The 26,245-nt window shown below is 43.1% G+C and carries 22 protein-coding genes; 9 read left to right on the forward strand and 13 right to left on the reverse strand.

Going from position 1 to position 26,245, the window contains the following annotated elements:
* Nucleotides 1-19: 19 nt before the first annotated feature.
* Nucleotides 20-1,042 (reverse strand): pyridoxal-phosphate dependent enzyme, encoded by a 1,023-nt coding sequence (locus NIAKO_RS11545; protein WP_014218594.1) that lies wholly within the window; start codon nucleotides 1,040-1,042, stop codon nucleotides 20-22.
* A gap of 401 nt (nucleotides 1,043-1,443) precedes the next feature.
* Between NIAKO_RS11545 and NIAKO_RS11550 the strand changes: the two genes are divergently transcribed.
* The 5 genes from NIAKO_RS11550 to NIAKO_RS11570 all read left to right on the forward strand — a co-directional run bounded on the left by NIAKO_RS11550 (nucleotide 1,444) and on the right by NIAKO_RS11570 (nucleotide 5,956).
* Entirely contained in the window at nucleotides 1,444-2,058 is a 615-nt protein-coding gene (locus NIAKO_RS11550; protein WP_014218595.1) for an RNA polymerase sigma factor, read from the forward strand.
* Entirely contained in the window at nucleotides 2,055-2,501 is a 447-nt protein-coding gene (locus NIAKO_RS11555) for a hypothetical protein (protein ID WP_014218596.1), read from the forward strand. Before NIAKO_RS11550 ends, NIAKO_RS11555 begins: the two co-directional genes overlap by 4 nt.
* Nucleotides 2,502-2,566: 65 nt before the next feature.
* Complete coding sequence (locus tag NIAKO_RS11560; protein ID WP_014218597.1) at nucleotides 2,567-2,995, forward strand: hypothetical protein; 429 nt, start codon at nucleotides 2,567-2,569, stop codon at nucleotides 2,993-2,995.
* A gap of 69 nt (nucleotides 2,996-3,064) precedes the next feature.
* A complete protein-coding gene (locus NIAKO_RS11565; protein ID WP_133055334.1) occupies nucleotides 3,065-3,457 on the forward strand; it encodes a hypothetical protein in 393 nt (130 codons plus the stop codon).
* A 42-nt stretch (nucleotides 3,458-3,499) separates the two neighbouring features.
* Nucleotides 3,500-5,956, forward strand: a complete 2,457-nt coding sequence (locus tag NIAKO_RS11570) for a TonB-dependent receptor domain-containing protein (protein WP_014218599.1) — start codon at nucleotides 3,500-3,502, stop codon at nucleotides 5,954-5,956.
* 10 nt (nucleotides 5,957-5,966) lie between these two features.
* Here NIAKO_RS11570 and NIAKO_RS11575 read toward each other — a convergent pair whose 3' ends face one another.
* From NIAKO_RS11575 to NIAKO_RS11605, 7 genes are read right to left on the reverse strand one after another with little or no spacing between them, the layout of a single operon-like run.
* Nucleotides 5,967-6,650 (reverse strand): hypothetical protein, encoded by a 684-nt coding sequence (locus NIAKO_RS11575; protein WP_014218600.1) that lies wholly within the window; start codon nucleotides 6,648-6,650, stop codon nucleotides 5,967-5,969.
* A gap of 16 nt (nucleotides 6,651-6,666) precedes the next feature.
* Nucleotides 6,667-7,410 (reverse strand): class I SAM-dependent methyltransferase, encoded by a 744-nt coding sequence (locus NIAKO_RS11580; protein ID WP_014218601.1) that lies wholly within the window; start codon nucleotides 7,408-7,410, stop codon nucleotides 6,667-6,669.
* Nucleotides 7,411-7,425: 15 nt separating this feature from the next.
* The gene (locus tag NIAKO_RS36635; RefSeq protein WP_014218602.1) at nucleotides 7,426-8,121 is read right to left on the reverse strand and encodes a glycosyltransferase domain-containing protein; all 696 of its coding nucleotides are present in this window, start codon (nucleotides 8,119-8,121) and stop codon (nucleotides 7,426-7,428) included.
* Nucleotides 8,122-8,128: 7 nt separating this feature from the next.
* A complete protein-coding gene (locus NIAKO_RS11590; RefSeq protein ID WP_014218603.1) occupies nucleotides 8,129-9,001 on the reverse strand; it encodes a hypothetical protein in 873 nt (290 codons plus the stop codon).
* A 6-nt stretch (nucleotides 9,002-9,007) separates the two neighbouring features.
* Nucleotides 9,008-9,985, reverse strand: a complete 978-nt coding sequence (locus NIAKO_RS11595) for a glycosyltransferase (protein WP_014218604.1) — start codon at nucleotides 9,983-9,985, stop codon at nucleotides 9,008-9,010.
* Nucleotides 9,986-9,994: 9 nt separating this feature from the next.
* Nucleotides 9,995-10,954: a hypothetical protein gene (locus NIAKO_RS11600; RefSeq protein ID WP_014218605.1), complete on the reverse strand. Its 960-nt coding sequence runs from the start codon at nucleotides 10,952-10,954 to the stop codon at nucleotides 9,995-9,997.
* A 30-nt stretch (nucleotides 10,955-10,984) separates the two neighbouring features.
* Nucleotides 10,985-11,803: a class I SAM-dependent methyltransferase gene (locus NIAKO_RS11605; protein ID WP_014218606.1), complete on the reverse strand. Its 819-nt coding sequence runs from the start codon at nucleotides 11,801-11,803 to the stop codon at nucleotides 10,985-10,987.
* 76 nt (nucleotides 11,804-11,879) lie between these two features.
* Between NIAKO_RS11605 and NIAKO_RS11610 the strand changes: the two genes are divergently transcribed.
* Nucleotides 11,880-12,713: a hypothetical protein gene (locus NIAKO_RS11610; protein WP_014218607.1), complete on the forward strand. Its 834-nt coding sequence runs from the start codon at nucleotides 11,880-11,882 to the stop codon at nucleotides 12,711-12,713.
* Nucleotides 12,714-12,735: 22 nt separating this feature from the next.
* Here NIAKO_RS11610 and NIAKO_RS11615 read toward each other — a convergent pair whose 3' ends face one another.
* On the reverse strand, nucleotides 12,736-13,716 hold the full coding sequence (locus tag NIAKO_RS11615; protein WP_014218608.1) for an NAD-dependent epimerase/dehydratase family protein: 981 nt from the start codon (nucleotides 13,714-13,716) through the stop codon (nucleotides 12,736-12,738).
* A gap of 267 nt (nucleotides 13,717-13,983) precedes the next feature.
* On the opposite strand from NIAKO_RS11615, the gene NIAKO_RS11620 reads away from it, so the two are divergent.
* On the forward strand, nucleotides 13,984-16,422 hold the full coding sequence (locus tag NIAKO_RS11620; protein WP_014218609.1) for a M1 family metallopeptidase: 2,439 nt from the start codon (nucleotides 13,984-13,986) through the stop codon (nucleotides 16,420-16,422).
* Nucleotides 16,423-16,628: 206 nt separating this feature from the next.
* On the opposite strand, the gene NIAKO_RS11625 is transcribed toward NIAKO_RS11620, so the two are convergent.
* Entirely contained in the window at nucleotides 16,629-18,656 is a 2,028-nt protein-coding gene (locus NIAKO_RS11625) for a TonB-dependent receptor (RefSeq protein ID WP_014218610.1), read from the reverse strand.
* 335 nt (nucleotides 18,657-18,991) lie between these two features.
* On the opposite strand from NIAKO_RS11625, the gene NIAKO_RS38460 reads away from it, so the two are divergent.
* Complete coding sequence (locus NIAKO_RS38460; protein ID WP_014218611.1) at nucleotides 18,992-19,132, forward strand: hypothetical protein; 141 nt, start codon at nucleotides 18,992-18,994, stop codon at nucleotides 19,130-19,132.
* Nucleotides 19,133-19,198: 66 nt separating this feature from the next.
* Nucleotides 19,199-19,627 carry a DUF1801 domain-containing protein gene (locus tag NIAKO_RS11630; RefSeq protein WP_014218612.1) on the forward strand — a complete coding sequence of 143 codons (429 nt, stop codon included), beginning with the start codon at nucleotides 19,199-19,201 and terminating at the stop codon, nucleotides 19,625-19,627.
* A 23-nt stretch (nucleotides 19,628-19,650) separates the two neighbouring features.
* Here NIAKO_RS11630 and NIAKO_RS11635 read toward each other — a convergent pair whose 3' ends face one another.
* From NIAKO_RS11635 to NIAKO_RS11645, 3 genes are all read right to left on the reverse strand, one after another.
* On the reverse strand, nucleotides 19,651-21,282 hold the full coding sequence (locus NIAKO_RS11635) for a hypothetical protein (RefSeq protein ID WP_014218613.1): 1,632 nt from the start codon (nucleotides 21,280-21,282) through the stop codon (nucleotides 19,651-19,653).
* A gap of 118 nt (nucleotides 21,283-21,400) precedes the next feature.
* Entirely contained in the window at nucleotides 21,401-23,968 is a 2,568-nt protein-coding gene (locus tag NIAKO_RS11640) for a zinc-dependent metalloprotease (RefSeq protein WP_014218614.1), read from the reverse strand.
* Nucleotides 23,946-26,240, reverse strand: a complete 2,295-nt coding sequence (locus tag NIAKO_RS11645; protein ID WP_014218615.1) for a S9 family peptidase — start codon at nucleotides 26,238-26,240, stop codon at nucleotides 23,946-23,948. Before NIAKO_RS11645 ends, NIAKO_RS11640 begins: the two co-directional genes overlap by 23 nt.
* Between the last annotated feature and the right edge of the window lie 5 nt (nucleotides 26,241-26,245).

Here is a 26,245-nt window from a genome sequence, read left to right on the forward strand (position 1 = left end):
TAACGATTAGTAATAGCGCTCAGGGTAATATGTTATTATATACCCAATCGGAGTTATAAATGGTATCGATATAGGAATTGCCGGCATCGGGCGAGATGAATATTGCGTTCAGATTGGTCTTGTTCAGCTTTTTAAGTACTTTACCCGCCGCAGCAAACGCGGCCCCTGCCGAACCGCCCAGAAAAAGATTGTGTTCGGATAAAAGATCATTACAACCTTTTACGATCTCCGCCTGTGATAAAATAACAAAATCATCTATAAGGGCCTGTTCATAAAACACGGTGCGCATGCTGGCGCCCATACCCGAAATTTTCCTGATGGCGGGCTTGTCGCTGAAGATCATAGAGCCCTCAATGTCTACTGCAATGATCTTTATATTTTTGAAGTGTTCTTTGAGCTTATTTGACAAACCTGTTATGGTGCCGCCCGTGCTTACACTTATAAAAGCATAATCGAGGGACGAAAAGCTGTTTACAATTTCATTACCCAGCGAATGATAATAGGACATATAATTATCAGGATTCTCATACTGGTTGGGTTGATAAACATTGTCGTTGACAGCTATAAATCTTTTTACGGTCTTTATCCTGTTCAGCAAATACCCCCCGGTTTCATCGGTATCGGTTACTTTTAATATTCCAGCGCCCTTCAAACGCAATACCTGTTCTTTTTCTGCCGAAATATTAGGATCTATTACCGCAACAAATTTCACCGCCAGTGCTTTACATATACTGGCCAGCGCTATACCAAAATTGCCCGAGGTAGATTCGATCACCGTAGTATTTTCATTGATGATGCCCTGTTCAATGGCCTTTGCAATAATGTAAAATGCCGGCCGGTCTTTAATACTGCCGAAGAAATTCTGGTTTTCGAGTTTAGTATAAAGATTGCCGTATGGAAATTTTAATTTGTACAGTTTCGAATTCCCTATCAGCGGCGAGATCTGTTTTATTACTTCCTGACACTTTTCATGGTACAGTGAGCCTGTTACTTTATCGCCCGGATACAAGTCCAGGTCGGGAATTTCGATTGATTTAGCCATGTAAACGTTTTTGCGGGAATGTTATAAAGAAAAATGCTCAGTAAGTGAGTTGCATTTCAGGTTCAAAGCTGCCGCTCAGGCAACTACCATTGCCCGGTAATGAAGAAGCCGAATAAGGTTTATCAATTATGAAATGTTTAATCAAATTAGGCCAAAGCCTACCCCGAAAGCCTAGCATTACCATCAATTCTTATTTCGGTTTTTACTAAAATACTTTTGTACTGGCACGCATTGGCATATGTGCTTAAAAGCCGATATTGTATCAGATAAGGATATGCGTTTTGTAACGCATGTGTATTGTAGATATTTGTAAATCAATGAATTAATAATACAATAGACCGTTTTTCTGTTTTTTTGCCGTTTTTGCAACATTATAGAGAGCAACCGGTCTAATAATACCAATGCATTTCAGAAAGGGACATAGTTCTACAGATCAGTATCTGGTTAAACAGGTTCTTACAGGAGATCAGGAGGCTTTTGCTCAAATTGTTCGCCAAACCGAAGCGTTGGTAGCGCAGATCGTTTTTAAGATGGTAGCTGTACCGGCCGACAGGCAGGATATTGTTCAGGATGTTTATCTGAAAGCATTCAGGAACCTGCCCGGTTTTAATTTCAATGCAAAACTTTCTACCTGGCTGGGAAAGATAGCTTATAATACCTGTTTGCATTACCTTGAAAAAAAGAAACTGGTGTTTTTGCCTGATGACAATGAACAGCAGGAGGGTATTACTAACAGGCTTGACCAACTTAGCCAACAACAGGGATTGTTGCACAACGATGTAGAGAATGAATTATCGGCAAAGCAACTTGCCTCTATTTTGGGTACAGCGATCAAAACGCTTTCACCCCCTATTTACCAAACACTGATAACCCTATACCACCAGGAAGAATTAAGTTATGCAGAAATTGGGGAGATAACTTCCTTACCCGAAGGAACGGTAAAGAATTATTTGTTCCGGGCCAGGAAAGCTTTAAAAGAAGATCTGTTATCGAGATATAAAAAAGAGGAATTATGAAACAGGAACATTTGTTGGAAAATGAATTGCAGCAATTAGCACTGGGGCAACAGATAAACGACCACGAGCTGGCAGCCCATGTTCATGAATGTGCAAAATGCGCTATAGCCATAACCAATTACCAGGCTATGTTCTCGGCGCTCAAAACGATGGAGAGGCCAGCTGTTAATTTTGATATTGAACAGATCATGGCTGCGCTTCCGGTCTCAAACCCGGAAAAGAAAGGGTTTCCCTGGCTTATATTTTGGGTAAGTTCCCTATCAACGGCTATAGTAGCAGTTTCGGTGTTCAGGGTGAGCGGTGTTTATCTCAATTTGTTCAGGAACTCACAGGGGCCGGTTCTTTATTTAATCGTAGCTACCGCACTTACCATTGTGGTATTTCAGCTTAGGGAATTGATCTCATCTTACCGTGAAAAAATGCGCCAGTTAAATTTTTATTGAAAAAACTGCGACATTAAATGGCCTGGCCGGTCTAACATAGCATAGGCAATAAAAACACACAACAAATGAAACGTATAACAACTATAATTGCATTACTCATTTTTTCGATTGCAGCAAACGCACAAACCACTTTTGTGATTTCCCACGATAGAGGCATCACTACAGAATTAATGAGAAGTACCGTAGCTACCATTGTTTTGTATATCATCACTGCATTCCTGATCTCACTGGTAAGAATAATTCTGAACGACAGGCTTAAAAAGAAAATGCTGGATAAAGGAGTTCCGGTTGAAGTGATCGCCAATATGCTGCCTCGTAAAAATGAGCAGGTATTGGCAATAAAATGGTTCTCTGTGTTAATAGCGATTTCAATGGGATTACTGATCATCAATTTTACCACGCCACTCGGTTTGCATTCCGTTATCATAATGACCGTTTGTGTATCCCTGGGCTATCTGGGATTTTATTTGTGGGCCAAACGATTGAATGCCTGAGCATCATCCATTTGATAAGGAGTATTCATTCTAAACGTAATAACAATGAAATTTAAAAATAACGATAATATGAAAAAAACATATTTATTATTAGCTGCAGCGGTATTGGTCTTTGTTTGCTCCGTTGTCGGCTTCGTACGCAATAACGCCCCCAACCACAGTACCTCCTTCTTTTATAAAATAACGTCAAAAGCAATGATCGTAGAGGTTACTTACAATCCCGATCAGGCGCCACAGGTAGAAAAATACGTTGATAGCTGCCTGCAACCCGAAATTGTTTTCGGAAACAAACATAAGGTAAACACAGACGTGCAGATAAGCAGCAGCCAGTTAAAATACCAGGTTAAAGCAGCTCCCGGAGAATTGAAAATTACGGCCGACAAAAACAGCAACTCTGCCTCTTCACTCAATAAGCTAAAAAACATCTTCGACGGCCTGAAAAACGTCATTAAACCAGACTGAACACATAACTACTAAATCAATACCAACCTAAATAATTTTTTGATGAAAACCTTATCGATGGCTGTTATGGCTATAGGGCTATCTATTGCCTGTTTGGCCGCAAAAGCACAAACCATAGCTGGTAAAATAACCGGTAAAATAACTGACTCCACACAGCAACCTTTAAATGCCGCTACGATATCGTTGCGAATAGTAAATAAGCCCAAACCGGTGAAATATGAGGTGTCTGCCACTGACGGCACTTTTCTTATAGAATGGAGAAAGGCGGGAACTTATACAATCACGGCTACTGCGGTAGGATATGACAGATATGAAAGCGCTCCATTTACCATTGATTCGCTGCACCCGGAATCAGCGCTGCCCGCCATCATATTGAAGAAAGCAGTTGTAGCCCTGGCGGCTGTAACTGTTACCTCAAAAAAGCCGTTTATTGAACAAAAGGTAGATCGTACTCTGGTAAACGTAGAAGCTATGATCAATAGCGCCGGCTCCACAGCCCTGGAAGTGCTCGAGAAGGCCCCGGGCGTACGGGTAGACCCCAATGGAAGCATCACTTTAAAAGGTCAGCAGGGGGTGGCGATATATATAGATGACAAGCCTTCTTATTTAAGCGGCCAGCAATTACAGAATTATCTGCAATCGCTTCCGGCTACCGTGATCGCTCAATTAGAGATCATGTCCAATCCCCCCGCAAAATATGACGCCTCCGGAAATGGAGGTATTATAAATATAAAAACAGTCAAAGAAAAGATGAAGGGGTATAATTTCGGGATCAGCTCCGGGATCCGGGTTTCAAAGTATACCAGCACTAACAACAACCTTGACTTTAACTACCGCACAAACAAGTTTAACATCTTCGGCACCTTTAGTGCAGGCAACAGAAATAACTTTAATGACATAGACATTTACAGGAAATACATGGATGATGATGGCAACACCACCGGCACCTTTATGCAGAATTCTTTTATTCACAAATTTGGCGGCGGTTACAGGGCCTCGCTTGGCGTGGATTATTTTCCTTCCAAAAAGACAACGGTAGGTGTTTTAGTTAGCAGGCTGGAAAGATACCCGAAAAGCACTAACAGAAGTTTGGGCACCTTATACAACGAAAATCACCAGCCAGATTCATCGCTCAACTCGAATAATGATGAAAATGGTTCATTTATAAACAATCGTATTAATTTAAACATAAAACACGATTTTTCTAAAAACGGGCCATCGCTTCAGGCGAATGTCGATTATCTGGAATACAACACCAATAACGACCAGGTTTTAACCACCGACAATTATACATCAACCGGGTCTTTAAAGTCAGAAGATCAGTTGGCTGGTTATTTACCGGCGAATATCAGGATCTATGCTGCAAAAACCGATTATGAACAAACCATTGCAAACCAGTGGAAGCTGGAGGCAGGCGCCAAGTTCAGTTATACAAAAACGTCGAATGTTGCAAACTATTACAATGTCATCGCAGGCGTTAGTGAACCGGATTACGACAAAACAAACCATTTCATGTATGATGAAAATATTAATGCCGGTTATTTAAACCTGAACAGAATGTTTAACAAACTTACCGTGCAACTTGGTTTACGGTATGAAGGAACTTTGTCGAAGGGGCATCAGCTGGGTAATGTATTGAAGCCGGATTCTTCCTTCAACCGCAGCTACAATAATCTTTTCCCTACCCTATTCCTGCTGTACAAACTGGACACCAACAGCAACCATCAGCTTAAATTCAACTATGGACGAAGGATAGGAAGGCCCTACTACCAGGATCTTAACCCGTTTATTTCGCCGCTTGACAAACTGACCTTTTATGTAGGCAATCCCTATCTGAAACCGTCTTTTTCGTCGAAATATGAACTGGGTTATATTTTCAGGAACAGGATAACCACCACTATTAATTACAGCGATACGAGAGACCAGGTAAATGAGACCATCGAGATCAACGATCAGAAGTATTACAGCCGCCCCGGCAATATTGGTAAAACAACCTCATTAAGCTTTGGAATAGATGCCTTCTTCAATCCAAAGCCATGGCTAACTTTTCAATTGAGCGGACAAATGAACTACATCCATTTCAAGAGTAGTTTTTACACCGGTACACTGGAAGTTAAAAATCAATATTATTACACCCAGGCGCTTGTTCAGTTTAAGCTGAAAAATAACTGGACGATGCAGCTCGATGGGAATTATACAAGCAAATCAAAAAATGCACAGTTTGTTTTTGCAGGCAGGGGCCGGGTAAATTACTCAGTATCGAAGATGGTATCGCCAAAAGTGACTGTGAAGTTTAATGTTACAGATGTTTTCCTGACCGGGATAAACAAAGGTGATATTGCTAACCTGAAATTAACAGACGCTAACTTCAGAACCCTGTCAGATACCAGGGCGGCATTGCTGACTGTTAGCTTCCGGATGGGAAAAAGAGTAGAAGGCCAGCGGAAGAAGATAGAATCCGGCGCTGATGCGGAGCAAGATAGAGTGAAGGACAAATAACGGCAGAGCATCAACCTTTTCGTAACACAATTAATAACCTGCCTTCCGGTTCTTTTTCCAATGGAGGTAAAATTTCAAATTCCACTATTCCGTAACCGATCTCCCGGCAGGTTTTTATTATTTCTTCATTTGATGTGGACCTGTTAACCGAAAACAGTGGTGGAATGCCATAATTACAAACATTATTTAAAAAAAGATAGCCTCCCGATGATAAAAGGTCAAAAAGTTCTTTAAGCAGTTTTCCTGAATTAACATAGTTTAAGACCTGGGAAATAATAATGGTGTCAAGGCCATGCCCAATGCCGTGTTTTTCCAGTTCAACCTCAAGAATTGTTTTAAACCACTGGCCATTCAGGTTTATATTCAATACCTGGCAATGGCACTGTTCAATTAACCAATTAGCGGCATGATAATCGTTCTCTAAAAAGAACACCTCCCTGTGTTTATCAGGAAAAGCCCGCTGCAATTCATTGGATGTTAGCAGGGGGTTAAAGAACGGGCCAATTTCTAAAAATGTAGATCCCAAAGTGTTTTTATATTTGGCAATAAAAGGAATTAATTTCCTGCCGCCTGCGATCATTCTTATTCGTGCGTCATAGTCAAATTCATGGCCGTACTTATTATCAGCCAACGGCCATCCCGGCCAATCGACATTCAAAACCAGTTCATCCTGTGCATTGCTGGATACTATCATAGTTAAATGTTTTTTATTAAAGCCGTTTGATCCACATCCACTCCATGCCCTTTTTCCGCCCTTCGTTCACTGCAAATTGCCTGAGGCGAACATTAGCCGTATGGGTGATTGCAGTTGCATCGCTGATGGAGCGCGACGTGTATTGTATCAATTGAATAAAATGCGTTTTTTTAAAGCGATGCTTTAACTGGGATTTTATAACCCCGGCCTCATCACCGCTGTCATGTATTTCAACCAACAGATCGTAGTTTATGAGGGAAGGCGCTTTAGCAGGATCGAGTAAAGACAGTTCATCGCCTTCGATATCACAGAAAATAAGCGTTTTTGTATTCTTAAAGCGCTCAAGATCTTTATAATCACAACATGCTCCCGGTATAATACTGTCAGAAACCGAGTTGAGCGCTGAAAGCGTCTTCAAACTTTGCAGGGCCTCTTCGTTTATATCATAAGCATATACCCTGAAACCTGGTTTATTCCTGCACTTCAGGGCAAACCCAACTGCATAATATCCCTCTGCGCATCCTATATCAACAATATTCTGGTAACCTGTTGAGATAATTTGGTCGATCACCTGGTGCAGCTCCTGTTCATAAGTGCCTAGTAATTTAGGTATCAGGCCGCTGCCATATGATCTTTTTATGTATTTCATTCCCTTAAAGGGGCCGTGGCAAACTGTAGAATTAAGATTTTTGAAAACTTTCGAGATAAAAGCGTTGAGCTTTTTTTTCCGGTAATAGCGGACCAATTTTTTTACCAGCATGTTTTTATTTTTCGGTCAATGCCTGAACCATTTAAAATATGGGTTAACTACCATGTTGCCGGGAAAAATTTCATAATTCATTCCAAGCTTCCATGCTACATAATCAAAACTAAGCTGGTCTCTGCAGCTTCCTTTGGAGATCTCTTCCCACCACATTTCATTAAACCCGGCTATTGCCTTATTATGCCGCCGTAGCACGGCCGTTGTTTCTGCCAGTCCGTTGTTAGCCGGATATCCTTCCTCCTTATATTTCGTTACCTGGATGAGCATGGTATCTTTATCGTCTTTTTGTTGTTCAATGCAGGCATTTACTTCCTCATAAATGCAGTTTCTTTTCCGGTGCTTAAATACACATATATCGGCGTTCTTCAAATGCTTTTCCATTATGCCATTAACATCCCGGCTAACCAGTTTAAAACATCCATCTATCCAGAGGCTGTACCTGCAGTTGGGGAAGATCTTATGCGCTAATATTTTATGGGCCCTGGCCTGACGCCGCAGGTGATCGTTTTTAAATTGCGCCTCATATAAACCCCATTTGGTCAGATTGAAGAATTTCTTTGTCCCCAACCGCTCTGCATCAAGAAAGGAACAAAAGGCAACCGGGGAGGTCTGCCTCGGGCGGGTATGCAATTTGTCTTTTATATTTCCGAAAATGGCGGTGTAAACGATGTTGCCGTTGAACCCGGCAAACTTTTCCTTGTCAATCATAACGGAATTATAAAGAATAACAATTAATGGGTTTTACTCTGTTGATCTCTTCAATGATAGACCGGTATTGAGCAATGGAACGGGAAATATTGTATTGTTGGGTAACCAGCAGCTGTTTTTTATTTGCCTCGTTGATCCGCTCATGTAACATAAATAGTTTTCTCAACTGGTCGGCTGTTTCGGCTACAGGCAAACCAAGTTTCCAGCTTATTACACTTTTATTATTCGATTTGTACTTAAAGGACACCTTGGCCGACCGGGGATTCAATACTACATCATGGTCTTTTAACAAGGTATAGACCGTTTGCCGGTTATAGGGAATGTATGTTGGTTGCAATTGATAAATTGCATCCGGTTGTGAATAAGGCTGGTCTGCAATGATTGTCAACTTCAGGTTATATTCTTTTATTATAGCTGCAAACTGGTTTAACGTTTCATAGGCATTCTTGATAAATCCAAACCAGACCACATTTTTCACCAACTCATTATGCTGAATTTTGGGCGCCGGATAGCTATTGAAATCCAGGCGGTCCGGTATATGAATAACGATCTTTCTGCGAAACATTTTTTTTACCATAGCTGTTAACGCTTCGCTTGAACAGGTGATGGCATCTGCCAGATTTCCAATTTCAATAATATTAACGCTCCCATTCAACCAGTCAGGATCGCATAGGTCAAGAATTTTTGGTCCTTTGAACAGCTGCATCATTTCCTTCCAGTAAACCTTCTGAAAGATCAGGCCGTCATATTTTTTTCCCTGCTTCCATATTTCAAAGTCGGCTGCGTTGTTGGCAATACCTTCAGCCCGTAAAAATGACGAGCCTACTACTTTGTCGGCCCCAACGAAATGTGAAAACGGAAGAATTCCGATACGGCTCATGTATGATCAGGATTTAAGATTTTTAAAAAGAGCTAACCAGTCATTCCTGTACCTTTCCCGGTTGAATAATTCGGTTGCCATTTTTTTTCCATTTTGCCCTATTTGCAACGCTTCTTCGTACCTGTTGCCTAACAGCTCTGCAATTACTGCTGAAATTTTCGGCGGATCGTCAGGCACCAGGATTATATTTTCACCATCTTTAGCCCATTTCTCCAGGTCATGCGCTCCTTCTACCTGAACAACGCAACATCCTGAAAGGAATGCCTCCGTACGCGCTGTATTCATTGGTGTTCTTGTAGACGTGTCGATATAAATCAGGGAGCTACCCAAATAGTTCCTGTAGTCATTGAATGAATTAAATGAAGGGGCATTGTAATTTGCCGCATATAGCAGTATGCCATAATGGTAAAACAATAACTCGCCGGCTTCTTTTAAACATTTTCTGTTATAATAAGCATCCAGGCCTTCCACTGGTATTGCGGTAAAAGCACGCAATTCTTTTGGATGGTCGTACCAGTCTGCAGGATCCAACCCCGGGATGATCGGCTTGCCGAACCCCCACTCTTTGCCGGAGGCTGCCGCATATGAATTTACTACCATTGTATTGCCGCCTGTAATGGATCTTACGAAGTCTGCAATCTTATGCTGTTCAAATGCTTCCGGAAAAACAGGTGAGCCATGGTTGATTACAATTTTTGGTATGTCATCGATGTGATCGTTGAGTTCTGTATATATTTTTAGCTGTTGGGCATCTGTACAGATGCGCTGGTCAATATGGAATAGGGCAAAATCATATAACCCATGTTCGTAGTGAGGTACGAATTGCAATCCAGGTGGCACCGGGCGCTTTGCCGTGTCCCAATGTTTTCTCCAATTAAGGCAGTAATCAAACTGGCAATATCCCTGCAACGAATTGACCAGCTCAAACTGGTGGGGCTCATGCCAGCAATAGTCGAAAATTCTATAGATTGATCTTTCAAACATACATGCTGTTTATGCCACTATTTTACTTTCCTGTTTTACAAATAGTTTTTTCAGGTCCATTATCTGCCTCTCTTCTTCCTTTCTTACTGTTTCGTGAAATGTATAGAAACGTTCTATCTGATTATCATAATCATTGATACAGGTTTCTATTTTATCAACGATCCATTTTATATCTGTTGTGGCTTCATCAAATTTGAATTCAGCAGGAATAGGAAGGTCTTCATAAATTGCCGCCGTTCCCCTTCTGCCGGTTATTATGCAACATTTCATCATCGTTGCTTCTCTGGGCAGCCGGTCTCTTCCGGGATGGTTGCCAAAATCAACATACACTTTACTGGCTGCCAGTACTTCTTTTATTTGAAGCGGCGTCATATTGTCTATAGGCGTCCAAACCGACCGGGGCATTGCAGCAATGATCCTGGTGGTAAATTCAATCCCTTTTTTGGGATTGTAGATGATGTTGTTGCTTGTTTTTTTAATTTCCTTTCCATATTCATTAAGGAATATGGAATTTATATGACCCGATAAGTAACCATGTACAGCTACGTTTTGGGTGAGCAGGAAATTCCTGGTATGCGCGCTTTGCACCAGGTTAAAAAACGGACGCTCCCTGATCCACTCCAAACCAGGGTGTCCGGCCCTTACCTTTACGACAAAATTTTCGGTACTTAACCACCAGATGATTTTTCTTATATTTTTAAACTGATCGAGCAAAGGATCAATAAATGTTTCGGGAATGATCACAATATTGTGCGCATGATCTTCTATTATATCGGTTGTTACCGGCTCGTATTTCCGGTATGGGTCAGGTATAGTGGGATTGGAAACATCCGGATAGAGTATCATTTTGGCATCTAAACCCAAACGCCTCAGGTTATGTGCAGCCTGATGCAATGATTCTATGCCGCCGGCCATTCTGCCGGAGGGGGCCATAACATATATTTTGGTGTCACTGAAAATATCGAACATATAACGTTATTTACTTTTGCAGTTGTTGAATTAATACGCCCCTTTTTTCATCCAGACCGTTGTTTTTTTAAATAAGTTGAATTCCTGGTAATGCTTTCTTAACAATTCCATACACGCAGGCGCCTGCTCTTTTGCTTCCTGGGTATGGCCGGGAACACCGAAATAGTAATCATCTCCGTAAGGATACATGGTTGTAAATATGTACTGTACGTTATTATTAACACAACTTTCCAGCAGCAGATAGGGGTCAGTCAAATGTTCGAGCACTTCACCAAAAACAGCAATGTCCTGGCCTTTGGTTATTGCTGAATAGTTAGCCGGCGCATACATATTAACATGATCGATGTTTGCCCTGGATAACCTATAGCTGGCAAACGCTACATGATCCCTGAGATCACATAAGGTTATTTTCATTTGCAGCATACCAAAATAAAATCCATAATCGGCTATAAGGCATCCAAAATCCAACAGATGTTTGCCTTTAAACTGAAATCGTCTGAGTAGGAAATTGTGCAGCATGTAGCACTGCATATACCTGTTATAATCAAATAAAGTGCGAATAAAAAAACCGTTAACGCCCTTTTCTTTACAAGCAGCTGTTCTTTCTGCACCCTGTAGTTCTATTAACGGTTCAAGTTCCTTTCTGTCTATATTGTAATATTCAGAGATGAGATCCATTCTATATAAATAGTCCTGCTCATTTAATTCAGTCAGCAAACTGCTGTTGTTCCGGCGAAATGCGCCATAGGACCCAAGCTTGCTTTCCAGGTCGTTTATAGAAATTGTGATTGTCTGCATCAGATTTTTAAATTCCTGTAAGGAAGGGCTGATATCTGTACTTGTAGTCATACTGAATTAAATTAATAACGGTAATGGAAATATGATAATTGGGAAAAAAGGTATAACTTAAAGTAAAAAATAAACCATGAGCAGCTTTTTGTTTTGTACGTCCTATATAGATAAGAATATCATGAACTGCCATCCGTTACGCTATAGGAAGTGGATCAGTTATTACTCAAAATTGATGGCAAAGCTGGGCGTTGATTTTATTTTTATAATTGACGACGGCAGTTTGGACCTGGCAATTGAAGAATCAGCTATTGTTGATGTTTTTTTGGCGAAAGAGGGACTGCCGGCTCAACTTTCAAAGAAAATAAACATCATTACTTTCGGGAAACACCTGGGGCGCCCTTCTATTGAAGATTATCCCGGCTGGTGGAGAAGTTTTACCTGGTCAGTTAAAATAGCTGAAAAATACAATTTCAAAAAGATCGTTCATGTTGAATCTGATTTTTACATTATAAGCGACAGATTAATGAGTTTTATAAACTCCCTGGATAGCGGCTGGACCTCACTCTACTCATCACACTATGAGTTTTGCGAAACGGGTATTCAGATAATCTGCCAGGACAACTTTCCTGCTCTCGAAAAGATCCGCAGTACTGTAGAGGCTTCGAATTATAAGGTGAACCAGGTGGCTGAACATTTCCTTCCATTTACCAGTGTTTGCAAGGAATTTAATGGCGACAGACTGGGGGACCTATCTATACTAAACAATGAACGGTTGTTAGAAGAAAAGGGGACCAATGAACTGGATTTTTATGGTAACCTGCCTACCTATGTTAAACCGCTTACCGCTCCGGATCTTCACAAAGTGATACACAGTTTGGGTTCAAATATAAATATGGATAGAGAGGTATATGAGGATACAATGTTCCGGATCCTGCAAAAGCACAATTTGATCGTTGCTCCTGTATGATACAGGAGCAACGGTATAATAGTTAAGAAATTTTATAGGTCTCTCCTACCCTCAGCAATTGATGGTTCTTTGTATACCAGTTGTAAAAATTGCCAAGACCCGATAGTAAGTCGGTTGAAGGCTTGTAATTCAGCAAACTGACAGCTTTTCCTATATCTGCATACGTTAATGGAACATCGCCCGGTTGTTCAGGGTAGTATTGCAGAATGGCCCTGGAGCCGCAGATCTGTTCAATATTGCGGATAAGGTTATTTAATGAAACAGTTCGATGATTGCCCAGGTTGAACACCTCAAAATCGGATGCGTCATAATCTATGGCTGCAATAATTCCCTGTACAATATCGTCGATATAGGTATAGTCTCTTGCTGTATCACCGTTGCCAAATATCGTAATGGGCTTTTTTTGATGAATACAATTGAAGAATTTATGAATAGCCAGGTCGGGGCGTTGTGCGGGGCCATACACGGTAAAGAAACGCAGTGCAATGAACCTGATCTTATATAAGTGGCTGTAGGTATAGCCAAACATTTCAGAAGCATATTTTGAACAGGCGTAAGGGCTTATTGGCAACATCCGGTCATTCTCATTCCATGGCACATTAGGACTGACGCCATACACACTGCTGGAAGATGCAAAAAGAAATTGTTTTATGTTTCTTTTCCTTGCAAATTCCAATAAAGCCTGTGTGCCGCCTATATTTACGTTCTGGTACAGCTCGGGCTCCTGGATGCTTGGGCGCACTCCTGCTTTCGCTGCCAGGTGAATGATGACATCGATATTATCCAATGAGGCATGCTTATGAACGTTCCTTATATCATCCTCTATAAATTCGAAACAGGCATCATTGAAAAAGTTATTAATATTTAATTCTTTTTGTTCGCGGGCGTAAAAGTTGTCGAAATTATCAAGGCAGGTAATATGGTAACATCCGGTTGAAAGTAATTTCTTTATAAGATTACTGCCAATGAATCCTGCTCCACCTGTAACGAGGATACGTTTCATGTTGAGTATTTTAAAGGGAATAGCGGGGGAATGACGAGACCTGTAAAGATTAAAGTATGGCTATCGCTAAGGCAACTACCATCGCTGTCTTTTCTACAATAATTTTTGGAAAATATAAGGTTCTGTCTACAAGTTTAGGTAAAAATTTGAAAGCTAAAAGCGTATTAGCCGCAAATTGTTTATATAAAATACACCCTTTCAGAAAGTATCTTTTTATTATTTTCAAAAATAACTATCTCGCGCCTGCGCTTTTTAAATCACAAAATCATGATAAAAACAATAGTTTTAAATACATTCTTTTACTGCTTTATACTTTTATGCTGCCGGCACGGCGCCAGGGCGCAGGCTTTTAATGCGGAAATAATAAATGACCTTGTTCATACTAAACTGGATATCAGTTTTGATTACAAAAAATGTTATGTGTATGGCAAAGAAGGGATAACTATAAAACCGCATTGTTACCCCACCGATTCTTTAAGGCTGGATGCAAAGGGAATGGATATTCATAAAGTGTGTGTAATTAAAGGAAGCAGCATGGTGCCATTAACATTCACTTACGATAACCTGGCTATCAATATCCATTTAGACAGAGTATACCATGCTAATGAAAGTTACACTGTTCATATAGATTATACTGCCAAACCAAACGAACGAAAAGGGATAAGGAAAAACGAAAAAGGGATTTACTTCATCAATCCGCAAGGAGAAGAGAAAGACAAACCAACACAAATATGGACAGAAGGCGAGCCTGAAAGCTCATCAGGCTGGTTTCCCACAATCGATAAACCTGATCAGAAAACGACCTCGGAGATCAATATGACCGTTCCATCCAAATATGTGACTTTATCAAACGGTAAGCTTGTTTCACAAAAAAACAACCCAAACGGTACCCGTACCGACACCTGGAAGATGGCGCTGCCCAATGCCCCTTATCTTTTTATGATGGCAGTGGGCGATTTCAAAATCTACCATGATCATTGGCGGGGTAAAGAAGTGAGCTATTATCTAGATCCGAAATATGCGCCTTATGCCAAACAGATTTTCGGACAAACCCCCGAGGCCATGGAATTTTTTTCAAAAACGCTGGGCGTTGATTTCCCGTGGAATAAGGAGGCGGCAATTGCGGTAAGCGATTATATAAGCGTAGCTATGGAGAATACAACTGCTACTGTATTTGGCAACCCATATCAGACGAGTTATCGTGAACTGGCCGATCAGGATTATAATGCAACCATTCCGCACGAATTATTTCATCAATGGTTTGGCGATTATGTAACGGCAAAAAACTGGGCTAACCTGACCATGAACGAGTCATTTGCGGATTTTGGCGAGATCATTTGGCTGGAATATAAATATGGTAAGGATGTAGCCGGTGAACATCTGTATAAAGGCTTACAGGAATATCTGAGAAACAAACGCAATTTCGGCAAGGCGCTCGTTAATTATAATTATAAGGTCCCTGCTGACATGTTTAATGGGGTTACCTACCAAAAAGGCGGCAGGATACTCAATATGCTCCGCAATTATCTTGGAAATGAGGCATTTTATAAAGGGTTGCATCTTTATCTGACGACAAATGCATTTAAAAATGCAGAAGCCACGCAGTTGAGATTAGCAATGGAAGAAGCGAGTGGATCAGACCTGAATTGGTTCTTCAATCAATGGTATTTCGGCGCGGGTCACCCGGTACTTAAGCTCAATTATCAATGGGACAGTATATCGAAAACAGCAACAGTTTATGTAGCACAGGAACAGGACGGCCAGATCTTTAAGCTACCCCTCGCTGTTGACATTTATAGCGGTGGCAAAAAAGTTCGCCATAAGGTTTGGATCAGGAATAAAAATGACACCTTGAAGTTTCATTCCGAGATTGAACCTGATCTTGTAAATGTTGATGCCGACAAAGTCTTGGTTTGCCAGAAAACCGATATCAAACCGCTGGCAGTAAATGCCTACCAGTATTTTCATGCGCCGTTGTACCTCGATCGTTTTGAAGCATTGGAGGCCGCACAGAAGAACCAAAAGGATAGTATTGCCCAACGTATTATTTTCGCAGCATTGAATGATCCGTTCCCGGGTTTGCGCAAAAAGGCGATTATGGCGCTTGATCTGAGTGATTCGCTGATGAAAACAAAAGCGGAGCCAACATTGGCTGCGTTGGCTCAAAATGAAAGGAATAACCAGGCCAGATCTGCCGCCTTGCTTATTCTGGCCAGGTACAGGGAACCGCGGTACCTGCCCCTGTTTGATGCGGCATTAAAAAGTGAATCATATACAGTTCAAGCTGCAGCAATATTTGGTATAGCCCAGATCGATGAAGATAAAGCGCTGAAGACCGCGCGAAAATTTGAAAATGATAACGCAGGTGAATTAACTGAAGTTATTTTTCATTTGTACGCAAAAAAAGCCGATGTAAAAGATTGGCCATACCTGTATAGACGGTATACCGCTGGCACATTGCAGGAAAAAGTTAGCTTGCTGTCAGAGTTTACTTCCATGATGAATAGTGTTAAGGACCCCACTACAACACAACAGGGCATTGCAGTCTTACGAGAGATGGCTATTAAATATAAAACTGATGGACTGACACCTTACATTATCAAATCTCTTGATAGGATAAAGGAAGCGAAAGAAAAACAAAATGATTCAGCATCTGTGGAGGATGTCATTAATGCGAAAAAAGATATAAATATGGATGGTAAATAAGCTGCAGTCTGGACAGCAGTCCAATTTCCATTAAAACAGCTTTTGCACGGGCATTTATCCGGGCAATACCACTCAATGCATTGAGCGCTTTAACTCCTGCCTGTAATCCATGGCACGACAAATGGACCAAGACTATAGTTATCAGAGAAGATCTTTAATTATAAAGTAATATTAAAAACGCCCTGTAAATCGAAGGGTTTACAGGGTTATTCCTTATTCAGGCACATTTTAAAACCTATACCGTAATACCTGCGACCGTCTGAAAGATCGTATTTATCGCTTTGTGCCAGGTTACGGGTAGCTGCATATACTTCCAGCCCCTTTAATTTTCCCCGCTGCCATTGATAGCCGCCATACAGATTCTGCAGTAGCCATGCGTTGGTTTTATTCATAGTAATGTTGGAAGAAGTACGGGACATCAACATGGCATCCGGGTAGTATAATATATCACAACCCAGTAGAATGGCTTTATAACGCAAACGGTTGACCCACCCACCCGACCAGGCAGTAGTTTTGACTGCAGCACCCGGGATCAAAAAGGGCGCATAGATCTCATTTTTCATATGGGTAGCGTTAATACCGCTTAACCATTGCGCCTGCAACGTTTCTATGATCTTAACCTGTACACCCAACCGGTGCGTGTAGGACCGGCACTCCGGCATATACACCCTCGTATAATTTGGTGGCAGATTTAATTCCATTGCTGTGTTAAAATGCCTTCTTTCAAAAGAATAGTTGATCATTAACCGGTTGTTCCAGGCATGGAATACAGCCCCGGCGGTCATCATATGCCATGCGGAATCGTATGCCGTACCATAATAGGGGAATGCGGCATTGACCGGTTGATTAACAGGAACAAAGTCCTTCAGTGTATCCTGTATATCCGCAAAATCGCCGCCAGTGGCATAAGAGGCAAATAATTTAACACTTGCTTTGGCTGCAGGAACGAATGTTCTTAGCACATCCAGCGAAGTGGATACAAATGGAAATGTGCGCTTCATTTTATCGCTATAACGGTGCGACAGGTTTTGCAACCACCCGGCCTGCACATTAAATATGTTCCTGTAAAACAGGGTCAGTGAAGGGGTAAGCAGGTATATTTTAACGGGCCCGTAGCTGGTAAAAGAAGTTGAGGTTTGCACAGGATTTATGCCCGACTGATTGTCATTAACGCTATAGCTATTCGTTTCATTTTTCTTTTTCAGTTTCTTATACATTATATCCAGCGATGGCTCCAGGTTCCATGCCCCAAGATTTTTGATATAACTCAGGTGATCCCTGATAACCAGTTGTTGTAACCTGTCTTTTGAATTAATATTGTTCCGGACCTTAAAACTGTCAGTGCCGTATAGGTAAAAGCCCTGTAGCGACTCCTGCGTGCTACCAACACCCGGCACATAAGCAACAGACAAATCGTTATTCAGGTTTTTCAAAATAACGGAGTGTAATCGCAATGAGGGCATGAATAACGGTTGCCGGTTAGTGTATGTATATGCTGTTTTTTCCCGGGGATCATTAGTTGATACTTTTTCTGCCATGCGTTGAGGTGCGTACCCAATATTCAGCTGCATTGTATTATGGTTGCCGAGCTGTGTTGTAAGATATGCCTGTACACGAAAACGGTCAATGTGAAGCGGTGGGTTATACGCGGATTCATCATTTTTTGCCTGGGGATATACATCGCGCAGGTAATTGAGCGAAATGCCATATTGCAGGCGTTGCCGGTTTTGATAGAGCGATAAGTAATACTGGTGATACAGGTTAACAGAGAATTTGGGGTCATGTGCTCCGGAGGCAGCTTCTCTGCCTGTTCCAAACAACTGTCCGGCTGAACAGATACCTGCTTTGTGCGAAGTTTTTCTTTTGGTAGTAACCAACACCAGTTGCTGTTGCTGGATAGCTCCACTTACCTGCGCCATTGCGTTTTGTATAAGTGTCACTTCTTCAATATCGTAAACACTATAAGCATTTATGTCATTTAACAGATTGCCATCTACAACATATAATACGGTGTTTTTTGTGGTCAGAGTGCCCATTAACCAGCTATTGATTGCTTCGGTAAGATTGGTGAACGGCATTCTTTCCAGGTCGCTGCCTTTTATCGTAGTAGCTTGAGTAAATTCCTTCCTCAGTTTAATTCTTCCCAGATCAAGAAATAGTGAATCATTTTGAGCCTGAGCATTCGAACTATAAACCAATGCAAGGATGACCAGGAGCCGGATTGTTTGTCTCATACAGAGAGGGGGTCAAATTTGGCGGCTAAAATAATGCATTTAAGCATATAAACACTATGCACCACCGGCTATAGAAAAAACTTCATCCTTAGTGGCATCGGTATTCCTATCCTTATTACACGTTTATCGGCCAAATCAACACGTCTATCCCCCAAAACTACACGCTTATTAATTTTTTACATGGAGATAATCGAAGCCGTTATTAAGTGCAGGACAGAACAAAAATCCTCCTTTCTAAGTAAAAAAAAAGAAGCTTATCTTTAAAGAAATGCCTTATATGGCTGGTAAAATATCATTACCCTTTCTTTGCATCCTGTTATAAATATGATAAACCGATGAGCGGCCACATAGTAGAAAGAAAAGGAAACAGGTACTATTTTCATAACGGGCAGTTGATCCGGTGGATAGACGAGCATGGTAAGATCATGGAGAAAAAGCCTGTACGCAGAAAAGGCAAATCAAATCCTGACAGATAAGGACCTGAAATAATAATTACGGCCTGGGAGGCAGGCTTAACGCAATTTTTGATTCAATTATTTTATATGAACGTGCAGGAACTGATTAAAAAATATATTGCCAGCCAGCCTGAGCCAAAACGCAGTGATATGCAGGCGTTGCACCAGCTCACGCTGCAGGTATCACCAGGATGTAAATTATGGTTCGACGATGGTAAAAACGAAGAAAATAAAACTGTTACCAATCCTACGATCGGTTATGGAATTCAAACAATGAAATATAGTGATGGAAAAACCAGGGAGTTTTTTCGAATTGGAATAAGCGCCAATACAACCGGAATCTCTGTCTATATCCTTGGCATAAAAGATAAGGCTTATTTAGTCCAAACCTATGGTGAAAAAATTGGCAAGGCGAAAGTGACCGGGTATTGCATTAGGTTCAAAGCTTTAAAAGACATCAACCTTAATGTACTTGAGAACGCAATAAAATTTGGGCTTGAGCAGGCAGATCATTAAACGGAAATCGCTGGGTTGGTCCCCTAAAATGCCAATGTAATTATATTATTCACTGCCGCTATGCGCAATACCGCTCCATCAGCCGGTTTCGAGAATGTTCCCTTTTCCGCCTGCACATTATACTTCATTCCCTCAAACCCACACTCCACCTGTTGTGCCCGGATGGCTTCAAAGGGCAACTTAGCTCCTGGTGCGGTGGTCAGTTCCAACCACCAGTTCAGTTTGCCGTTACCCGCTACCATTACATTCATTTTCTTTTCTGTCAGCTCCATCTCCACACTGCCCTTCACCGTCTTCAACGGCCAGCTGATATGCAGGCTGGCAACCCCCGATGGCTTAAACACGGGCGTCCCGCCTTCCAGCAGTACTTTTTTTCCATCCACCATACCGTATAGTCGCATCCCGGCCAGCTGATTCTGCCTGCTCCAGATATAGCCATCTACAAACGGCAGCGTAAAGAATGTACACTCATTTTCCGTCACGGGCGTTTGTTCATATACAGAAGGCATCTTCTCGTTGAATATATGTATATCACGTATACGTACGGTTCCCTTTTCCCAAAGTATATTCGTCCGGTAATAACGGCTGTTGAACCAAACCGTTTTCAAATCACTGTCTGGTATGTCTTTCGCAACCGAAAAGCTGGTCACCGGCGTAACCGGATAATGTGATCTGAACCATTTTCCTGATGTCTCCATCGTTTCTACCCGCAGCTTATGCTCGTCGCGCAGTTTGGCTATCAACGGCATCTGCATCTCAAAACCCTTGGCCATGCCACTCCAGGTAAAGGAATTCTCCTGCCCAGCCTGTGTGTAATTAAACCCTAATGATGGATCGGCAACGAAAGCATCGAAGAACCAGTTTACCCAGGTTGAATCGCCGCCTCCAAACTTATACACGGGCTCCAATGTAACAACACCCTGCCTTGACGAGCCCAGACTGTTATCATACTGCCTCACCGGATCACTGCCCAGCATTCTGAAAATGGGTACCGGTGTCTGCTGCTCCGCATGCTGCGCAGGCATATAGGAATTATTCTTACTGGGATAATAAGCCTGGTTCCAGTAGCCGCCCCATAAGGTATACCCATCTGTACCATATTGGTCCTTACAGTTACAGGACGCCACAATATGATACTTCGTATACATATAATTGAGGCTATGGGCATCGATAAACCAGGAGCCCATTGTCTTTGGGTAATAACCAAAGATCTTTTTGAAATCTGCCATGTACACGTCTATCAGCTTTTCGCGCTCTGCAGGCGTATAGCCCGTGGAAAACCCGATATTGGCACGCCAGTCCCAGGGATATCTGCCCCGCCATTTCATCCCCGCCTTCTCCACCAACGGCTGTGGGATCTCCCACCACCCTCCGATCTCAAAGGAATCCCTTGGCAAGGCTTTCAACAAATTTTGATACCTGCTGTCCATCAACGCATCATATTGCAGCAGAAAGGTGCCGCCCAGCCTGTATTTTTTCATGATCACCACCTGCTTTACCACGGTCTGATACAGCACATCCTGTGTGATGGCGGCATCTCTCGGTTCAAGCAGCCGGATAAAATTTACGATATTGACAACCTTGGGAGGAGTTTCGAAAGAACATAACAAACAAAAACATACGATTGCTGCCAGTAAGCCTGCTGTTGATCTCATGAGTGATTCTTTATTTGCCCGGATAACCCGATAAATGAGGAATTCTCCATACAAGATAAAAAATAAAGCCCTGCATGGCAAGGCTTTAAAGGGTTTTTCAAGGAACAATATTATGCTGTCATTGTTTTACAGCGAGCGTATTATCGATCTTGGAGATCATATCCTGCAAATGATACCTGGTAACGGTATCCTGCATGGCAGGCAATGCTGCCTGCATTTTGGCCCGCAGCTTAACCAGGTGCGCCCGGATAATGGCGGTGTATTCTGACCGTTTTATTGGTATGGTTGCAGCGGCAGGCGTTAAATAAAAGGTCATTCTTTCTACATACAGCCTTTGCAGGTTGCGGCGGTACAGGTCAACAGGTGTTCTGGTATCCAGCTCACCCCAAACTCCCTTCTCCAGGTCGGCGAACAGATCGGTAAGCGAATAGGTTTTACCGAATACCAACTGGTTATTGAGGAGCTTGGTGAAATTCTGGGAGCTGATCAATCTGTTGAACGTATTATCCTGCAGGGTATTTATGATATCCATCGGGTAACTGCCGGTGAGGGTCAATATCTTTTTATCAAGCAGCCAGTTGGGTGTGGCAAATACCTGCTGTTGTATAAAGCGCATGGCTTCGGCCTGTATGTCGGCAGGCACCGGTTCGTAAACCTGTCCGGCCTGTTCAACGGTCTTTAATGTTTCGTAACGGCCACCAATGTTCTTCAGCACATGGCCCACATACCGGCTGTACTGTTGATATACCTGTACATGCATGGCCTGCAGGTTCTCATAGCCTTCGTTCTCTTCTTTGGTCCACTCAACCAGGTGCGCCATAATGCGTTTCAGGTTCTTTATACCATATTCCCCGGCCTTCATGGCATTGTCGCCCAGGTCTTCATTCTGGCTGCGGGGATCTTCCTGGTCGCTCTCGTTGCCAAACCAGTAACGTTTATCGTTTGCATGGGCAATGGTCCATTTATTCAGCACCGGCACCTCGGCTGCTGCATCTTTTGCACCCGGCACCAGCCGGTACCCCCACTCTATAGCCCATTTATCGTAGTCGCCAATTCGTGGAAATAACCCGGCTTCGGTTATACTGTCTTCGGGTTGCGCCACATAATTAAAGCGTGCATAATCCATAATGGAAGCCGTATGTCCGTTCGCTTCCACCCATTTTTTATCGCGCAGTTTTTCTACCGGCGTAGCAGAACTGCTGCCGAAATTGTGCATCAGTCCCAGGGTATGACCAACCTCGTGAGAAGACACAAAACGGATCAGTTGCCCCATCAGGGCATCGCTGAAATGCATTTTCCGGGCGGCAGTATCCACGGCGGCCGTTTGCACAAAATACCAGTCGTGCACCAGCTTCATTACATTGTGGTACCAGTTGATATGGGTTTCTATCACCTCGCCTGTGCGGGGGTCTACAATATGCGGACCACTGGCATTTGGCACGGCCGAAGGTTTATATACAATGGCGGAATGCCGGGCATCTTCAAGGCTCCAGGTGGAATCTTCTTCGGCAGTGGGCGCTATTTTTCCGATGATGGCATTTTTAAACCCGGCCTTTTCAAAGGCAACCTGCCAGTCGTTGATACCCTGTATCAGGTATGGCACCCATTTGGCGGGTGTTTCCGGATCGATGTAGATCACAATCGGTTTTTCAGGTTCAACCAGTTCGCCGCGGTTATATTTTTCCAGGTCTTCCTTTTTCGGGGTCAGCCGCCAGCGTTCTGCAAAGAATATTCTTTTCACCCCCTGCGGGTTGGCGTCAAAATCGATATATGAAGTAGAGAAATATCCTACGCGGTCATCGGAATAACGGGGTTGCATAGGTATTTGCGGCAACATCACAATACTGGTGTTCAATTCAACGGTTACCTGTTTGGCGGCAGGTGTATTAGTGGTGAGCACTCCGTTAAACATGTTTTGTGCAGGTGCGCCCTGCTTGGTGTAGGTTTTTACCGTTCTGATTTCGGTATTGATGGGGTAAGACCGTACATATACCAGGTAGGACTTATCGGGTTGATACCCGCCAATATTTAATTTGCCTTTTACCCCACCCCAGAAAAACAGGTCGTTATCACCATTGACAATATCCGTTAGTTCTACTACCGTATGCTGTACGCCGGTCAATGAATCTTTGCGGGCGGCGCGGATATCCAATGCCAGGCTGATGGGCTGGATGTTTGAGTTCATAACGGCCCTGTACATGTCACTGGCTGAATCCTTTGACCGTTCGTTGAATGAAAGTTCCCGGATGAAGACCTTGTTATTGGGCCCTTTTTCAAACCGGATAACAGACTGATTGAGGATATCGCCGGCATACCCTGCCATGGAAGTCTCAGACCGCATATCGGCGCCGGCTTTTGCCAGGCGGCTGATGATAAGCAGGTCGCGGTTGAACAGGCTATCGGGAATTTCAAAATACAATTTGTCCTCTACCCGGTGCACAATAAACAATCCCTTTGTGGTCACGGCTTTGGCTGTTATTACATCCTTATAGGGTTTGGGGCCTGCTTTTGGCATGGCCGGTGGTTGCTGGGCTGCTCCGTTACCAGGCGCAGGCGCGGGGGCTGGTGATTCGGGTTGCCGTTGTTGGGCAACGGCGGTTGTTGTCAGCAAGGTGAACGCAAGTAAGCGGATAATGGTTTTTTTCAGGGCTATACTTTTCTTTTTACTTTTCAACAGGTGTATCATTATTTTCTATTAAATATTTTGCGAAATAGCTGCGGAGCTTTTTTTCAAAAAAGGTTTTATATACGCCTTCGTAATGGTGCGATTGCCCGGGCAGCACCAGCATATCGAAATCTTTGCCGGCATTGATCAGCGCATCGGCCATGCGATAAGTATTCCCGGGGTGTACGTTGGCGTCGGTTTCGCCCGTAACCAGTAACAAATGTCCCTGCAGGTTTTTAGCCAATGTTTGATTGATGGGCGTTTTAAACGGGAACGAGGTAACTGTTTTGCCACCGGTCAGCGTATCGGTTTTTTCTGTAACGCCCTGAAAGGTTTCGCCCCAGGTTCGGTTATAGATGTTGTTATCATGGTTGCCTGAGGAGGCAACGGCCACTTTATAAAAACCAGGATAGGTGCAAATAGCCGCCACAGCCATCATGGCGCCGCCCGAGTGACCAAAGATTCCCACGCGGTTGATGTCGATAAACGGATACCGTTGCCCCAGTTGTTCCAGTCCATACTTATCATCGGCCAGCGGCGCATCGCGCAGGTTGCCATATTGGAAAGCGGCGTATTGCTTTTCGCGATAGGGCGATCCGCCGCGGTGCCCCATACAAACTACAATACAACCTGTTTGCGCCAGCGGCGCATTGTTGTATTTGTCGAAAATGGTAAAGTCGGGCCACACGGTCTCAATTTGCGGACCAGGGTATACCTGGGAGATCACCGGATATTTTTTAGTGCTGTCAAAATCAAATGGCTTCCACATAATGCCATACAGATCGGTAACGCTATCGGCAGCTTTTACCATAAACGGTTCGGGCGGACGCCAGCCATACGCGTATAATTTCTCCAAATTTGGTTGGGCCACTTCCATTATCAGCCTGCCGTTATTGTCGCGCAGCATTGTTCGTGGCGGGGTATTGATGGTGGAGAAATTATCAACGATATAATGACCGGATGGTGAAAAATAAACCGCATGCGTTGCATTCTCCGGCGTCAGCAGCTCATCCTTGCTTCCATCCAGTGGAACTTTATATACATGTGCATAGTAAGGGTTTCGGCCTGCCTCTTTACCATAGCCATACATGTAAAACACATTGCCGGGCGTATCAATATACAGGATGCGGCCCGCCGTCCAGCTGCCCCGGGTGATGGCATTCTTCAGGGTACCATCATTGCCATAGCGATAGTACTGGCCCCATCCCGTGCGGTCGCTCCACCATACGATATCTTTCCCATTATTGATCACCTGTACATTGAAGAGGTCTTCATTGAGATACGGTTTGCTTGTTTCGCGAACGATCACCCGCACGTCACCCGTTTTCATATTCCCGGCACACAGCTCTATTTCGTCGCGGGTGCGTTTTTTGCGCAGAAAGTAGATCTCATCCGACATGACCTTTGTTTTCACCACTTCCAGTTCCTGGTCTTTCCATTTATCGGTTTTAATCTTCACCAGTTTTCCGGTGGTTACATCACCTGCAAACAATTCAAACTGGGTCACGTCTTTGTCGCCCGGCAGCTGGTACTTATAAGTTTCCAGCCGGGGCCGCGGCCAGGCAAGGGAATTCACTACTGAAAGTGTTCCTACTTTCCTGTTATCTTCCCGCACCAGGTAAAACCGCCTGCTGTCTGCCAGCCAAACGGCATCGGCCGGTATGGAACGGCTTGCACTGGTATCATCTTCATTTACACCAAAGGAATAATACCGCGCTGCATCCCGGCTTAGGGTGGTTTCAATTGTATCGCCTACCTGTTGCAGGTACAGGTTGTGCGCGCGGGAGATCAATTGCCATTTTTTATCGGGCGATGCCATTCCGGTTATTCCTTTGGGATAAACAGGTTTACCTTCCTCCTTACTGTCTGGCGCCAGTTGATGGGTATAAAAATTCCAGGCATAGGACTGCTTTTTATAGGAGATGCGAACGGTTTGTTGTTTGCCACTGAGCTCAAAGGGTGCATTATAACTGATAAGCGCAGTATCGATGTTCTCCTTTCTGAGTTTGAACAAAGCGGTTTCAATCGCTTTCCTGTCGTACAGCAATTGCTTTTTCCTGGTTGCAGGATCAACATAATAATAATTCCTGCCGTTCTTATCTTCATAGATGAACCAGAACCGGTCGTTGTTCCGGAAAAAGAAAGGTAATACGGTAAGCGTACCTACTTTATCACGCAAGCCGGGCACATCATACTTTTCGGCGGCCGCATAGTTTGCGTGCTGGGCTTCTACCAATCCCGGCAACCATAGCATGGCCAGTAAGAAGCAGCGGCTTCTTTTCAAATAAGTCATAAGGC

The sequence above is a fragment of the Niastella koreensis GR20-10 genome, from assembly GCF_000246855.1.
Lineage (GTDB): Bacteria > Bacteroidota > Bacteroidia > Chitinophagales > Chitinophagaceae > Niastella > Niastella koreensis.